10 protein-coding genes and 3 pseudogenes are annotated in these 14797 nt (G+C 70.1%); 10 read left to right on the top strand and 3 right to left on the bottom strand.

Features of this window, described 5'->3' with window-relative positions; all coding sequences use genetic code 11:
- The 4 genes from C1I97_RS15410 to qcrB all read left to right on the top strand — a co-directional run.
- Positions 1-447: thiamine pyrophosphate-dependent enzyme (locus C1I97_RS15410; protein WP_258382582.1), on the top strand; the 447-nt coding region annotated here is incomplete at its 5' end.
- Positions 448-495: 48 nt separating this feature from the next.
- The gene (locus C1I97_RS15405; RefSeq protein ID WP_111003785.1) at positions 496-3648 is read left to right on the top strand and encodes an FAD-binding and (Fe-S)-binding domain-containing protein; all 3153 of its coding nucleotides are present in this window, start codon (positions 496-498) and stop codon (positions 3646-3648) included.
- A gap of 119 nt (positions 3649-3767) precedes the next feature.
- Positions 3768-3920 carry a hypothetical protein gene (locus C1I97_RS39910; RefSeq protein ID WP_181446737.1) on the top strand — a complete coding sequence of 51 codons (153 nt, stop codon included), beginning with the start codon at positions 3768-3770 and terminating at the stop codon, positions 3918-3920.
- A 337-nt stretch (positions 3921-4257) separates the two neighbouring features.
- The gene (gene qcrB / locus C1I97_RS15400) at positions 4258-5889 is read left to right on the top strand and encodes a cytochrome bc1 complex cytochrome b subunit (RefSeq protein WP_258382581.1); all 1632 of its coding nucleotides are present in this window, start codon (positions 4258-4260) and stop codon (positions 5887-5889) included.
- 93 nt (positions 5890-5982) lie between these two features.
- On the opposite strand, the pseudogene C1I97_RS15395 reads toward qcrB, so the two are convergent.
- Positions 5983-6986, bottom strand: a pseudogene (locus C1I97_RS15395) (SDR family oxidoreductase).
- A 202-nt stretch (positions 6987-7188) separates the two neighbouring features.
- On the opposite strand from C1I97_RS15395, the gene C1I97_RS15390 reads away from it, so the two are divergent.
- Entirely contained in the window at positions 7189-8991 is a 1803-nt protein-coding gene (locus tag C1I97_RS15390; protein WP_111003784.1) for a glycoside hydrolase family 15 protein, read from the top strand.
- Between the two features lie 246 nt (positions 8992-9237).
- Here the strand turns inward: C1I97_RS15390 and C1I97_RS15385 are convergent, their stop codons facing one another.
- Entirely contained in the window at positions 9238-9774 is a 537-nt protein-coding gene (locus C1I97_RS15385) for a MarR family winged helix-turn-helix transcriptional regulator (protein WP_111003783.1), read from the bottom strand.
- A 359-nt stretch (positions 9775-10133) separates the two neighbouring features.
- Between C1I97_RS15385 and C1I97_RS15380 the strand changes: the two are divergent.
- The 5 genes and pseudogenes from C1I97_RS15380 to C1I97_RS42710 form a co-directional block, all read left to right on the top strand.
- Positions 10134-10910, top strand: a pseudogene (locus C1I97_RS15380) (sigma-70 family RNA polymerase sigma factor); the annotation flags it as partial.
- 319 nt (positions 10911-11229) lie between these two features.
- Positions 11230-12183: a ribonuclease BN gene (locus tag C1I97_RS15375; RefSeq protein WP_258382580.1), complete on the top strand. Its 954-nt coding sequence runs from the start codon at positions 11230-11232 to the stop codon at positions 12181-12183.
- A 300-nt stretch (positions 12184-12483) separates the two neighbouring features.
- Entirely contained in the window at positions 12484-13095 is a 612-nt protein-coding gene (locus tag C1I97_RS15370; RefSeq protein WP_146608225.1) for a hypothetical protein, read from the top strand.
- Between the two features lie 13 nt (positions 13096-13108).
- Positions 13109-13480 (top strand): hypothetical protein, encoded by a 372-nt coding sequence (locus tag C1I97_RS15365; RefSeq protein ID WP_111003781.1) that lies wholly within the window; start codon positions 13109-13111, stop codon positions 13478-13480.
- 508 nt (positions 13481-13988) lie between these two features.
- A pseudogene (locus C1I97_RS42710) lies at positions 13989-14165 on the top strand (glycoside hydrolase family 15 protein); the annotation flags it as partial.
- Between the two features lie 179 nt (positions 14166-14344).
- On the opposite strand, the gene C1I97_RS15355 reads toward C1I97_RS42710, so the two are convergent.
- The coding region (locus C1I97_RS15355; protein ID WP_258382579.1) for a thiamine pyrophosphate-dependent enzyme at positions 14345-14797 on the bottom strand (453 nt) is incomplete at its 5' end.

Genomic DNA, 14797 nt, shown 5'->3' with positions numbered 1-14797 from the left:
GCCGAGATGATCACCATCAAGCGCTACCTGGACCGGCTCGCCGGGCCCGCCCCGTTCGTCTTCTGCGTCTTCAACAACCAGGACCTCAACCAGGTCACCTGGGAGCAGCGCGCCATGGCCGGGGACCCCAAGTACCCCGGCTCCCAGCACATCCCCGACATCCCTTACGCCGCCTACGCCGACCTCATCGGTCTGAAGGGCGTGTACTGCGACAAGCCGAAGAAGGTCGGCGCCGCCTGGGACGAGGCCCTGGCCTCCGACAAGCCCGTGGTGCTGGAGTTCAAGGTCGACCGCGAGATCGCGCCCATCCCGCCGCACATCATGACGACCCAGGCCAAGAAGGCCGCCAAGGCGGCCGTGCACGACCCCGAGCGGGTCGGCATCGCGGCCAAGGGGGCGCGTCAGAAACTCACCGAGATCGTGGAGCACCTTCCCGGACGCCACTGACGAGGACCGACCGGTTCGACCCGGCTCGCAAAGGAGAGCGGAGACCCGATGGCCAAGGCAACACGCCGTATGGCGCGTGACGTGCCGACCAAGACCCGCCCGGAGATCCCCGGGCCTCCGCGGGCACGGCAGACCCTCGACGTCGGCGGGCTGGAACGCGCGCTGCGCAAGGCCGTCGAGGGCGAGGTCCGCTTCGACACCGGCAGCCAGGGCCTGTACGCCCACGACGCCTCCAACTTCCGCCAGGTGCCGATCGGCGTCGTCGTGCCGCGCACGCTCGACGACGTCGTCGCGGTCCACAGGATCTGCCACCGCTTCGGCGCGCCGATCCTCAACCGCGGCGGCGGCACCAGCCTGTCCGGCGAAACGGTCAACGAGGCCGTTGTCATCGACCACTCCAAGTACCTGACCCGCATCGGTGAGATCGACCCCGGCCGGCGCCTGGTCACGTGCGAGCCCGGCGTCATCAACGAGGAACTCAACCGGCACACCGGCCGGTACAACCTGGTGTTCGGCCCCGACCCCTCCTCCCACTCCCGGTGCGTGATCGGCGGGAACATCGGCAACAACTCCTGCGGCATCCACTCGGTGCAGTCACAGCTGTACGGCCCCGGCCCGCGCACCAGCGACAACGTGCACGCCCTGGAGATCGTCACCTACGACGGGGCGCGGTTCTGGGTGGGCGTGAACGAGGAGAAGAACCTCGACGAGATCATCGCCGAGGGCGGCCGCAAGGGCGAGATCTACGCCGCGTTGCGCGACCTGCGCGACAAGTACGCCGACGCCATCCGGGCCGGTTTCCACTCGGTGGAGCAGGTACCGCGCCGCGTCTCCGGCTACAACCTCGACGAACTGCTGCCGGAACGCGGCTTCAACGTCGCCCGTGCCCTCGTCGGGACCGAGAGCACCTGCGCCACCGCGCTGCGGGCCGTCCTCATGCTCACCCCTGCCCTGCTGCAGCGCACCACGGTGGTGGTGGAGTACGGCGACCTGGCGGACGCCGCCGAGCACTGCATGGAGATCATCGAGCGGTTCCGGCCCATCGGCCTGGAGGCCCTGGACGACCAGCTGATCCGGGACCAGCAGCTGAAGAACATGAACGTCGAGGACATCCAGGAGCTGCCCCACGCGGAGGGCGGGGCCTGGCTGGTCGTCCAGTTCGGCGCCGAGACCACCGAGGAGTCCGTCGCGCAGGCCCAGCGCTTCACGCGATGGCTCACCGACGACAAGGGATACGAGCGGGACCGTATCCGCATCGCCAGGAGCAAGCAGGAGGGTGGCACCAGCGAGCACCTGTGGGCGATCCGCGAGAGCGGCCTGGGATCGACCGCGTTCCCGCCCGACGGCAAGGACCACTGGCCGGGCTGGGAGGACTCCGCGGTCCCGCCGGACCGCACCGGTGAGTACGTGCGCAAACTGCGCAAGGTCATGGACAAGCACGGCATCACCGGCGCCATGTACGGCCACTTCGGCCAGGGATGCATCCACTGCCGCCTCAGCTTCGACCTGCGCACGGCCGACGGGATCGCCACCTACCGGGCGTTCATGGAGGAGGCCGCCGACCTGTGCGTGGGCCTGGGAGGCTCGGTGTCCGGGGAACACGGCGACGGTCAGCAGCGCGGTGAGCTGCTGGAGAAGCAGTATGGCCCCGAACTCCTGCAGGCCATGCGGGAGTTCAAGGAGATCTGGGACCCGCGGTGGAAGATGAACCCGGGCAAGGTCGTCGACGCCTACCGGATGGACGAGAACCTCAAGCTCGGCACCGACTACAACCCGCCCCGCCCCCCGCTCAAATTCGCCTACCCGGAGGACGGCGGCGACTTCGCCCACGCCACTCTGAGGTGCGTAGGCGTCGGCAAGTGCCGCGTCCCGCAGGCCGAGACGACCATGTGCCCCAGCTACCAGGTGACCCGCGAGGAGAAACACACCACCCGGGGCCGGGCCCGGCTGCTGTTCGAAATGCTCAGGGGTGAGGTCATCACCGACGGCTGGCAGTCCAAAGAGGTGTTCGACGCCCTCGACCTCTGCCTGGCCTGCAAGGGCTGCACCAACGACTGCCCCGTCAACGTCGACATGCCCACCTACAAGGCAGAGTTCCTCTACCACCACTACCAGTCGCCGCGCCGGTGGCGCCCGCGATACGCCTATGCCTTCGGCTTCATCGACCAGGCCGCCAGGGTCGCCTCGCGCATGCCGGAGCTGGCCAACCTCGTCACGCACACTCCCGGACTTTCCCGGATCGCCAAGCTGGTCGCCGGCATCGACCGCCGTCGCCCCCTGCCCCGCTTCGCTCCCATGACGCTGCAGGAGTGGTTCGCCCGGCGTGGCGGCACCGCCAATCCGACCGGTCGGCCCGTCGTGCTCTTCCCGGACACTTTCAACAACCACTTCCACACCCATGTCGGTGTGGCCTGTGTCGAGGCGATCGAGGCCGCAGGCTGGCAGGTCGTCATGCCCGAACAGCACATCTGCTGCGGACGGCCCCTGTACGACTACGGCTTCCTGGACACCGCCGAACGCTATCTGCACCGGGTGCTCGACATCCTGCGGCCGCATCTGCGCGCCGGTACGCCGATCGTCGGCATGGAGCCCAGCTGTCTGGCCGTCTTCAAGGACGAGCTGCCCAAACTGCTGCCGCACGACGACGATGCCAAACGGCTGGTCAAGAACGCCCACCACTTCCCCGAGTTTTTCCAGACCTCCGGGATCAAGCCCCCCGAGCTGGAGGGCAGGGCACTGCTGTGGGGCCACTGCCACCACCGCGCCACCGGCGGCATGAGCCCCGAGCAGGGCCTGCTGGAGAAAATGGGCCTGAAGGTGCGGAACCTGCAGGGCGGGTGCTGCGGCCTTGCCGGATCCTGGGGCTTCGAGTCCGGGAAGTACGAGATCTCCATGGACTGCGGGGAACAGGCTCTGCTGCCCGCGGTCCGCGGAGCCGAGGACGACTGCCTGGTGGTGGCGGACGGCTTCTCCTGCAAGACGCAGATCAAGGATGCGGGTACCGGGCGGCAGGCCCTGCATGTCGCCGAAGTGATGAAGCTGGCCCGGGAGAAGGACGGTCGGGTCGACTCCCGACTGCCGGAGTGCGAAGCCGGGTCCCGGCCGGCGCCGCCGCTGTGGGAACGTGCCCTGCGGATTTCGGCCGCTGTCGCTCTGGCAGCGGGTGCCATGGTACTCGGGGGTCGTGCGGTGCGCCGCTGAGCGAGAACCGGTCGCCCGGTCGGCACCGGAGGCGGTTCGAGCAGTCCGTTCTCGAGCATGCGGAGAAGGAGGAGAGCGAGGAGTTTCCGGCGGTACGCGCCGGATGCCCCGAGGACCAGTTGCAGAAAATGGGCCGGCGGTTGTTGTCGGTGGAGAAGATGGCCCCGACCCACCCGCATCCCATGGCGGCCGGGTCTCCCAAGGCGCAATGGATGACCGGCCCCTTCGCCGCCATGGTGGATCGGGCCAAGGACGCGCTCAGCAAGACCTGACGCTTCTGCCTCGGCTCTCGCCGAGGACCGAGGAGCATCCGGCCGCAGGTCGTGTGACGGCGCGCCCTGTGGCCGGCCCACATCCGGGCCCGCTCACCCGACGCGTCGCTCCGTCATGCCCTGCGACGAGGGCCGTCACCGCAGAGTCAGCGCCCAGCTCGCCCCCAGGGCGGCCAGTCCCGTCACGAACCACAGACTGTAGTCACCCACCGCGCCGTCGTGGACCCCCTTCAGGCGGCCGTTCCGGGCGCGCGTGCTGCGGGCACCCGTGTCAGTCTCGAAGAGAGCACCAAGTGCGTTGAACCGAGCGCATCGAGCGGCAGAAGGCGAGCACGGCGTGGCGGTGTCCGGCAGGCAGCGAGAGTCGGCGCGCGGTGAGCGGATCGCGACCGCATTCGACAAACGGCTGCCGTTGTCCTCGGCGGGCAAGGAGTTCCTGCGCAAGGCCTTCCCCGACCACTGGTCGTTCCTGCTGGGCGAGATCGCCCTGTACAGCTTCGTGAACCTGGTCCTGACGGGCGTCTTCCTGACCTTCTTCTTCCACCCCGACATGACCGAGCAGCCCTACACCGGCTCCTACCTGCCGCTGCAGGGCCTCATGGCGTCCGAGGCCTACTCGTCGGCGCTGCACATCACCTTCGACATCCGCGGCGGTCTGCTGGTCCGCCAGATGCACCACTGGGCCGCCCTGGTGTTCGTCGCCGCGATCGGCATCCACATGCTGCGGATCTTCTTCACCGGGGCCTTCCGCCGGCCCAGGGAAGTGAACTGGACGATCGGCGTCACCCTGTTCTGGCTCGCCATCCTGGAGGGCTTCTGCGGCTACTCGCTGCCCGACGACCTGCTGTCCGGCACGGGCCTGCGCACAGCCCAGGGGATCGTGCTGTCGGTCCCCATCGTCGGCACCTACCTGCAGTTCTTCATCTTCGGCGGCCAGTACCCCGGACACGAGATCATCCCGCGCATGTACGCGGCCCACATCCTGCTGATCCCGGGACTGCTCATCGGGCTCATCACGGTGCACCTGTTCTTCGTCATCTACCACAAGCACACCCAGTGGGCGAAGCCAGGCCGCACCAACAGCAACGTGATCGGCAAGCCCATGGTCCCCCAGTACACGGCGAAGTCCATCGGCCTGTTCTTCGCCGTGGCGGGGGTTCTGGCATTGATGAGCGCGCTCATGCAGATCAACCCGATCTGGCTCTTCGGGCCCTACCGCGCCGACCATGTCTCCATCGACGCCCAGCCCGACTGGTACCTGGGTTTCCTGGAAGGCTCCCTGCGTCTGATGCCCGGATGGGAGTGGAACTTCGCCGGGTACACCGTCCAGTGGGGCGTCTTCCTGCCCGCGGTGGTCCTCCCCGTGCTCCTGTTCCTCATCCTGTACGCCTATCCGTTCTTCGAACGGTGGGTCACCGGGCCCGGGCCGGAACAGCACCTGTGCGACCGGCCGCGCAACCAGCCCACCCGCACCGCCCTCGGTGTCGCGGGCATCTCGGCCTTCGCCGTCCTGATCGCAGCGGGCGGACAGGACGTCCACGCCTATGTCTTCAAGCTGCCGTTCGAGGTGCTGACGTACACCTTCCGCGTGTCCTTCGTGGTCGTGCCCATCCTCGCCTACCACATCACCAAACGGGCATGCCTGGGACTGCAGGCCGCCGACCGGCGGCGACTGCTCGACGGCATGGCCACCGCGGAGGTGCGCCGCACCCCCGACGGCGGCTACCAGGAAGCACGGACCCTCCCTTCCAAGGAGGAGGCGTACCGCATCCTCGTGCGCGATGAACCCCGCCCCCGCGCGTACGGCACAGAGGCCTGGCGCTGGTTCCGCAAACACCGCATCCGCAACGCCCTCAGCCGCTTGTACTACGCCAAACGGATCGAGATGCCGGTCACCGCATGGCAGCGACGGCAGATCGACACCGTGCGTGCGGGACCGGGTGAAAAAGAGGAGTCGGAGGAGGAGTGAGCAGGGCGCCGACGGCTTGGGCAACGGCGGCGTGGGGAGGTCCGCGTGTCGCGGCTGCCGGGTTTCGGCCGTCACCGGCTCCGTGGGTGTTGGTCAGCCGCGCAGTGCCGCGGCGGCGATCGCCGCCGCGGCGGCGGTTCCGATGCCCGCGAGGATGGCGCGGCGGTGCCGGGACATCCACAGCATCGGGTCGGAGCCGTGCGCCTGGTCGTCGAAGGCGCCGTGCGCGCCCGGGTCGTGGTCGGCGTCGGCGGGCCGGTCGAGGTTCGGCTCGTAGCGGGGAGCGTCCTTGCCGGTCTGCTGGCTCTTGACGCCGGTGCGTCCGAGGTACAGGTCCAGGAGTTTGGGGGCGAGCCTCTCGCCCAGGACGGTGGCGGCGGTGGACAGTCCCACCCACATGTTGCGCCGGGGGTGCTCGGCCAGGAACACGATCCCGCGCGCGGCCAGTTCGGGCTGGAAGATCGGAGGCACCGGCATCGGGTGTCGGGGCATCCTGTTGAGGTTCCAGTCGAACTGGGGCGTGTTGAGTCCCGGAAGCTGGATCATGCAGATCCTGACGCCGCTCTTCTCGTGGGCGAGCTCGGTCATCACCGACTCGGTGAACCCCTTGACGGCGTGCTTGGCCCCGCAGTAGGCGGACTGGAGGGGGATGGAGCGGTAGGCCATGGCGGAGCCGACGTTGACGACCACGCCCCGGTTCCGCGGTCGCATCCGCTCCAGGGCGGCCCGGGTCCCGTTCACCTGGCCCAGGTAGGTGACCTCCGTCATCCTGCGGTACTCCTGCGGTGAGGTGTCCCAGAAGAAGGCGAGTGATCCGGTGAAGGCGGCGTTGACCCACACGTCGATGCCACCGAGTTCTCGTTCGGCCTGTTCGGCCGCCCGGCGCACGGCGTCGTGGTCGGCCACGTCGGTGGCGATTCCGAGGGTTCGCCGCCCGCGTCCTCGACGTCCCGGACCGCCGCGTCCAGGCCCGACCGGCCGCGGGCCAGGACGGCCACGTCATAGCCGTGCGCGGCGAACTCCCGGACCGCGGCCCGTCCCACGCCCGCGGTGCCCCCGGTCACCACGGCCACCTTGCGCCCCGTTGCTGACGCCATCTCCATCAGCTCCTCACCCTGGGTCGTCCTCGGCCTGCTCGGAAGCGGACCACCGGGCAACCCTGAGTACCCGGACCTCCGGACACGGAAAACCGGCCGGCGTCCGATTCGTTCCGGCCGGAGGAGTGAACCGGCTCGGCCGACCTCCTGACCGGCGCCGCCGCCGCGGGTGGAGCCGCTTCGCGGCGGGTAACCAGCAGCGATGACTCCCCACCGCACCGACGGCTTCCTCCCGCTCCGCGACTACGCCCTGATCGGCGACATGCGTGGCGCCGCCCTGGTGGCCGCCGACGGCTGTGTCGACTGGTTCGCCGCGGCAGCCATGGACGCCGCCCCGCTGTGCGCCGCCCTCCTCGACCCGGGCGCCGGCGGACGGATCACGCTGGCTCCCACCGTCCCGTACCAGGTCAGCCGTCGCTATCTGCCGGGAACCTTGGTGCTGGAGACGACATACACCACAGCGCAGGGAACGGTCCGTGTCACGGACGCCCTCAATCTCGGTGCACTGGGACTCCTGCCGTGGACCGAGCTGGCACGGCTGGTGACGGTGGAGGACGGGGAGGTCCCCCTCGCATGGTCCGTCCAGCCCGGCCACCGCCTGACCCCCGGTTCGCGGCCGTGGAGCCGCCGGGAGGCGGGCACGCCCGTGCTCGTCGCGGGTGATCAGTACATCGCCGTGGTGGCCGACGGCATCGGAGATCTTTCCTCGCGGGAACGCGCCCTCTGCGGCCTCGGCACCGTGCGGGCCGGTCGGCCGGGGGTGTTGGCCGTGCTGGCCACCGAGGGCGAGCCCCTGCACCTGCCCTCACCGCACGAGATCCGGGACCGGCTCGACGACACCGTCGCCACCTGGCGGCGCTGGTCGCAGCACATCCGGTACAAGGGGCCGTGGCGCGACAGTGTCCTGCGCAGCGCGCTGACGCTGAAGGCGTTGACCTTCCAGCCCACCGGAGCGATCGTCGGCGCGGCGACCACATCGCTGCCCGAGAGGATCGGCGGGGACCGGAACTTCGACTACCGCTTCTCCTGGATCCGTGACAGCTCGTACTCACTCGACGCCATGGGCCGCCTCGGCCTGTCGGAAGAGCTGCACGCCGGCCTGTCCTGGCTGCTCGGGGCGGCGGCCCGGACCGCCCCGGACCTGAGGCCCTTCTTCACCCTGCGCTCGGAGCCCGCATCCGCACGGATGGAGGCCGTCCCCGGAGTGCCGGGCTACCGGCACTCGCCACCCGTCCACGTCGGCAATTCGGCGGCTGCCCAGTGCCAGACCGGCTCCTACGGTGACCTGCTCGACGCCGTGTGGCGCTACACGCTCAACGACGGGCGGCTGGACACGTCCACCGGCCACATGGTGGGCGCACTGGCCGACCGGGTCTGCGATCTGTGGCGAACGCCCGACTCGGGATTCTGGGAGCTCGACGACCCGCAGCACTACACCAGCTCCAAGATCGGTTGCTGGCTGGCGCTGGACCGGGCCGTACGCCTGAGCGAGGCCGGGCAGCTGAGCAGCCCGCGCTCGGCCCGCTGGCGGCTGGAGCGCGCGGACCTGCGCTCCTGGATCGACCAGCACTGCTGGTCTCCGGCCAAGCAGTGCTACACCTTTCACGCCGGCACCACCGAACTGGACGCTGCTGTCCTCCTCGCCGCGCGGACCGGATTCTGCCAGGGGGACGATCCCCGCCTGCACACCACGGTCGAGGCGGTCCGGGCCGAACTCGGTGCCCAGGGCCCGCTGCTGTACCGCTACAGCGGCCAGCGCGAGAAGGAGGGCGCGTTCCTGGCCTGCTCGTTCTGGCTCGTGGAAGCCCTCACCCATGCCGGCCGGACCGACGAGGCCGCCACTTTGCTGGACAGTCTCGTCGCTCTGGCCAACGACGTCGGCCTGTACACCGAGCAGGTGGACCCTGTCGGCGACGAGTTGCTGGGCAATCTCCCGCAGGCCCTCACGCACCTGACACTCATCGGGGCGGCCGACGCCCTGACCACCGCAATGGCAGGCCGGTAGCCGACGAGCGCGGCCTCCGGGGTTGCTGGTCTGCGTCCGCGCCCAGACATCCTGCCGGGTGACTCCGGCGCAGCGCAGTGACGACGCCGACTGCCTGTTATGTACCAAGAGTGTCGGACCCTCGGGCCCGGCTGCCGGTGACCGGCATGTCCGACGCTGCGCGGCTCCTTACAGGGGCGCATCGGAGAGCGGTTCCCCAAGTCATGAGGGGTGTGCGGCGAAGGCGGCCCGCTCGTCGTTTGTCTCTCACTCTTCGCGTGGCATCGTGCCGTCGGTCACCCAGCCGAGGGGATGTGTTTCCAGGACGTCCGCCGTGGGAGCCGGGGGCTCTCCACCCGCCTGGTTGAAGGCGGCCAGGGCCTCGATGAGCGCCAGTCGCTGCGTCGGGCTCAGGCGTTCGACGATCGTGGCGATCCCTGCACGGCGACGGGCGGTGACGTCCTCGACGGTGCGCCGCCCTTCCTCGGTGAGTTGCAGCAGGGTCTCGCGGCGGCTGTCGGGGTTGGGCTGCCGGTCGGCGAGCCCGGCTGCGATCAGCCGGTCCACCATGCGCATGGCCGTGGACGGTGCCACCTGAAGCAAGTCGGCGAGTGCAACCAGCTTGGTCGCACCACGGGTGGACAGGACCACCAACATCCGGAACTGCGGCAGCGTCACCCTCTCCTCGACCGCCGCGAGGGACCGGGCGGAGACCGCCACCAGCAGCCGGGAGGCGGTCAGCACCGCACGGGTGACCGCATCGACGTCGTCCGTGGCCCACGCAGGGGTCTTGCGTTCCGGCATGTGTCCTTTCTATCGCGAACGAAGTCACTGCTTACTCATCCGATGGGAACAGACTTTCCCCACCCACGATCGTGCTGGCAGAGCGGGACACCGCCCTGCCGATGGCCGTCGCCAACCGGTGAGCACCGGACGGCCTCAGGACTGGCCGCCGGTCTCCTGGTGGGCCCTGCGGCAGGCCACCGGTTCGACGTGGCGGCGGAGCGTGCCGTACGACAAAAGGTGATCGTTCGTTTCACAGCTTCTTCACCTGGTGACTTCAAGGGGCGAACCAGACAGAACGGCTCTTGCGAGGCGGTGGTTGGGTGCTTACTCCCCGTGAGCGCAACGCTCCTGTGCCTCCCTCAACCGCGCAGAGGCCCATGTACCCTTCAGCCGCTCTCACCCAGCCCCCGGACGACGGCCCCGCTGAACGCGAAGTCTCCTCGGACCGGCTCGACGCACTGATGCGCGATGTCGCGGAACTGCCCCCGGGGCCGCGGCGCACGGCCCTTCGGGAAAAGGCCATTCATCTCTTGCTGCCGCTCGCGCGCCGGGTGGCACGCCGGTTCCGCAACCGCGGAGAGGATCTCGACGACCTCGTCCAGGTCGCCTCGCTCGGCCTGATCAAGGCCGTCGACGGATATGACCCCACGCTCGGACACGCCTTCCTGTCCTACGCCGTCCCCACCGTCACCGGTGAGATCAAACAGCACCTGCGCGACCGGGTCGGCGCCGTTCGACTGCCTCGGCCTCTGCACGACGCGCGCGGCCAGATCTTCCAGGCGGTTGAGGAACTCGAACAACGCCTCGGCGGCCGGGCGCCCACGGTTGAGCAGATCGCCGAACACACCGGGCTGGAGCCAGGGCGCGTCCTGGCGACATTGCGCGCGGTGCGGGAATGCAGTCCGCGTTCGCTGGACGCCCCGACGGGCAACGGCGAGGGCTCCTCGCTGGTCTCACTGATCGGCGGGGAGGACCAGTCACTGGGCCTCGTCACCGACGCCGTGGCCCTGGCCTCCCTGGTACGGCGTCTTCCAGCACGTGACCGCCGGGTGCTCTACCTGCGCTTCTACCGAGAGCAGACCCAGCAGCAGATCGCCGGCACGATCGGTGTCTCACAGATGCAGGTCTCTCGCATCCTCACACGGTGCTTCGCCCAACTCCGCGCGGCCCTGCTGGCGACCGGGCCTGCGCCGGTGTCCGACGAGGTGCATCAACCCGCCGCCTGCCGGGCCGCCTCGTCCAGGAAGCGTACGCACGGCTGCCGCCGCCCCTCGGTATCCGCGCAGCCTTCGGCGCCTGCGGCCGATCGCCGCGGCCGTCATCCGGCTGCCGCGCCTTCGCGATCGGGCGCGCGGCCTGCCTGTCGTCCGACGTGCCGCTGCCTGACCCGCGCAGGACGTTTGTCCGACCCCTTCACGGTCACCTGGTCGCATCGACGAGTCACCGCAGGGTCGCGCCCCGAGGAGCGGGACGATGATCATCACCAAGCCCCAGCCGCCGTCCAGCCGCCACGAGCGGCGGTACGCGCGTCTCCGGCGAGCCTGGGACGCCTGTGCGAACCCCGTCCGGCACACGATCGGCCGCGCGGAACAACGGCTCAGTGCGTACACACTTTTCCGGCGCGGCCGCGAGCTGGAACTGATGCACCGGGCGTTGGGCTTCGCCACCCTCTGCCTGGTGACTCTGGCGCCGCTGCTGATCGTGGTCGCCGCGGCCGATCCGCTGGTGCGTGGGGGTTTCGCCTCGTGGCTGGTCGACGGCATGGACCTGACCGGTCGGTCCGCCCGCGTGGTCACCGTCATCATCAGCCCGCCGCGCAAGGTGATCGGCACCACCAGCGTGCTGGGCGGCGTCACGCTCGCCGTGTTCGGTGTGTCCTTCGGGGGCAGCGTGCAGAACGGCTACGAACGGATCTGGAACCTGCCTTCCGGGCCCTGGCACCGCATCTGGCGGCAGGCGACGTGGCTGGTCGTGATGACGGCCTACCTCTACCAGGAGGTGCAGGCCCGGACGGTGCTGCACGGTGTGCAGCGGGTCGCGCTGTCCCTGGGGACCGGTGTGCTGTTCTTCTGGTGGAGCCAGCACTTCCTGCTCGGCGGTCAGGTCCGCCGCCGTGATCTGCTGCCCGGTGCGGTCGCCACCATGGTGGGCATGATGGGCCTGCGGGGGTTCTCCTACTTCGTCTTCACACCGCTCATCGTCACCAACGCGATCAGTTACGGCGCGGTGGGGGTCGTGCTCGTCGTGGAGTCCTGGCTCACGGGTGTCGCCTTCGTGGTCTACGGCGGCGCGCTGTTCGGGCGCTGGTTCCTCGAATGCCACTGGGGCCCACGGGCCCCGAAGGGAAGTTCCAGCCGTGACGTTCCGCGGCCGGGCCGGACCCGCGGAGGCCTTCCCGGCACGCCGGGAGCCGGCCCGCCTGATTGACCGGACGGCCGCCGGGAAACCCGGTGATGCCCCCGTCAAGGAGGTCTCTGTGAGAACCAACCCTGCACCGGCGTCGAACGCCCCGGTGAGCGAGCCCCCATGACGCCCCGGGAAGCATCGAGAACGAGCGGCAGCGTCCTCAATTCCCCTCATACGCACCCGGCTCCTCGCCGGTGGGCTGCTCTTCCTCCTGTCCGCCTTCCTGCACAGCAGGGCCGGCACGCTCTTCGGAAAGGCAGGCAGCTCATGGCCCGAGCACTCCTCAGCAGAGCCGCACGGCGCCGGACGCGTGCGGTGGCCGTGTCCGGGCTCGCCGCCGTCGCCGTCACGGGCGCGCTGGGGGCCGCGTGCAGCGGTCCCCCCGCGGCGAAAAACCCGGAGGCACTGCCGCGGGTCGAGATCCGCTACGCCCAAGCCGTCCTCAAGGCCTTGGACAAGGTCCCCGGCAGCCACCTGCTGTCGGTCGGCCTCGGTGGGCTGTCAGGGCCCCGCCCGGTGTGGCGCACGCGTGTCGCCGCTGACGACGGGACCGTGCGGCTGGTCCGTGTCGGAGCCATCCATGGAGAACTGCTCGGAGTCGGCCCGCCGACCGGGCAGTCGGCCGCCGACAAGGCGCGCGTGGCATCGCTGGTCAAAGAGGTGAAGGTCCTGCCCGAGGATGCGGTCGACAAGGTGAAGCAGCCCGATTTCGGGCAGGTGACCGACGTCCGGCTGGAGAAGGGCACCGGGGGGAAGACCGTCTGGTCCATCACCATCGCGACCGTCCGGCACGGGCTGACGCACAACTATCAGGTGGATGCCGTGACGTCGCAAGTGGTCAGCGAGCGGACGGTCGGCACCATCCCCCCGAGCGCTCCCAACACCGCCGCTCCGGGCACCGCGGGCGCCCCGTCCCCGAACCGCTCGACGTGAGGAGCGTGCCGACATGGTGCCCGTGACCGCCGTCCGCCTCACCTGGGGCACCGCGCTGACGGTGCTCCCGGACGTCGTACTGCGCAGCTGCCCCCGGACCACGCCGAGCCGGGCCGGCCGCGCCGTCGTACGCGCACTGGGTGCCCGCCACCTCGTCCAGGGCCTCGCCACCGCCCGTGGCACGTTGCCCACCGCTTGGGCGGCCGTCCCCGACGCGCTGCACGCCGCGAGCATGGCCGGCCTGGCGCTGCACAGCCGTCGCTGGCGCACCGCCGCGCTGATCGACTGCCTGGTCGCCGGCGCCTTCGCGGTGGGCACGATCCGCAGCACCCGGGCGTCCGCTCCGGCCGCTGCTCACCCGTCACCGGCCGCGCCCGTCCCGTGACGCGGCCATCCGGATGGTCGGCGGGCGGCCTCCGGACGGCCGACAGGGGGCGCCGCACATGTGCCCCCTGGGCGTTACAGGGTCTGCGCAGGCCGTGCGGCGGTCCGGGCGTCTGCCGGTGTGCGACACGGCAGACGCCCGGGGGACCGACCGCTCACTGCCCTGCCCTGGCCCCCGGCATCCCGGCCGGGTAGCCGATCACCCGGATCGCCTGGTGGCCGGGCAGGTTGCCCCGCAGGCTCCATCGGCCCAGCGGGAGAATGACCCGGCCGCCGTAGCTCTGTTCGAGCAGCATCGCGCCGGCGGTGTAGAAGGCCGCGGCGCTCGAGGCGACGAGGACCCAGCCCGCCGCGATGCGGACGCCGGAGAACGCTCCGATCCGGGCGGCGGCGAGCAGCGCGGATCCTGCGGCGAGCAGGATGAGTGTCAGGAACATCCCTATGTTCTGGCCGAGTGCCGCCAGTGCCCCGAACAGGGTGATCACCGCGAGAGCGATCCACCAGAAGGCGGGCCACTGCGGTGGTCCGAACGGACCCGCGCGGCCTGCGGGCCGTCCGGGCTGTTCGCGGAGGAGTACGACGTGCGTCAGCGCCAGTTGCGCGGCAACCTGCCCCAGGCCTTCGTCCACGCGCTCCTGCTGGAGTGCGCGGTCCGTCTCAACGGCGCTTCGACGCTGCCACCGTGAGAGCCGCGGCGCACGCCGCCGGCGAGCGCCATCCCGACGCCTCCCGCCACAGCCGCTCCGCGCCGAAGGCCCACGCGGCGGGGCCCGGCCCACGTCGGCGCTCGCCCCGGTCACCACCACGGCCCGGGAAGCGCCCGGCCGACTCCGTCGGTTGCCGCGACGGATGTGTCACAGCCGGGTCACCGCTGTCCCCGCCCGGGGAGGTGCTCGGCGTACTCGGTCAACTTCTGACGTACGCCCTTGGCGGTGATCCCGACCTTCTCAGGATCGTGCAGAGCCGCCTTGGCGGCCTTCATGCCCTGTTCCTTCATGATGTGCGGCGGGATGGGCGCGATCTCCCGGTCGACCTTGAACTCCAGCACCACGGGCTTGTCGGAGGCCAGGGCCTCGTCCCAGGCGGCGCCGACCTTCCCGGGGTCGGCGCACACGATGCCCTTGAGGCCGAGCAGCTGGGCGTAGGCCGCGTACGGTACGTCGGGGATGTGCTGGGAGCCGGGGTACTTGGGGTCGCCCGCCATGGCGCGCTGCTCCCAGGTGACCTGGTTGAGGTCCTGGTTGTTGAAGACGCAGAAGACGAACGGGGCCGGGCCCGACAGCCGGTCCAGGTAGCGCTTGATGGTGATCATCTCGTT

It is taken from the genome of Streptomyces sp. NTH33 (assembly GCF_003236365.1).
Taxonomy (GTDB): Bacteria; Actinomycetota; Actinomycetes; order Streptomycetales; family Streptomycetaceae; genus Streptomyces.
The sequence above is the reverse complement of the archived record's forward strand: the minus strand, read 5'-3'. Positions and strand labels throughout refer to the sequence as shown.

Coding starts and splice junctions, on each gene's coding strand:
- C1I97_RS15365 (WP_111003781.1), top strand. CDS start 13,109: ATGGTGCCCGTGACCGCCGTCCGCCTCACCTGGGGCACCGCGCTGACG.
- C1I97_RS15375 (WP_258382580.1), top strand. CDS start 11,230: ATGATCATCACCAAGCCCCAGCCGCCGTCCAGCCGCCACGAGCGGCGG.
- C1I97_RS15390 (WP_111003784.1), top strand. CDS start 7,189: ATGACTCCCCACCGCACCGACGGCTTCCTCCCGCTCCGCGACTACGCC.
- C1I97_RS15405 (WP_111003785.1), top strand. CDS start 496: ATGGCCAAGGCAACACGCCGTATGGCGCGTGACGTGCCGACCAAGACC.
- C1I97_RS15385 (WP_111003783.1), bottom strand. CDS start 9,774: ATGCCGGAACGCAAGACCCCTGCGTGGGCCACGGACGACGTCGATGCG.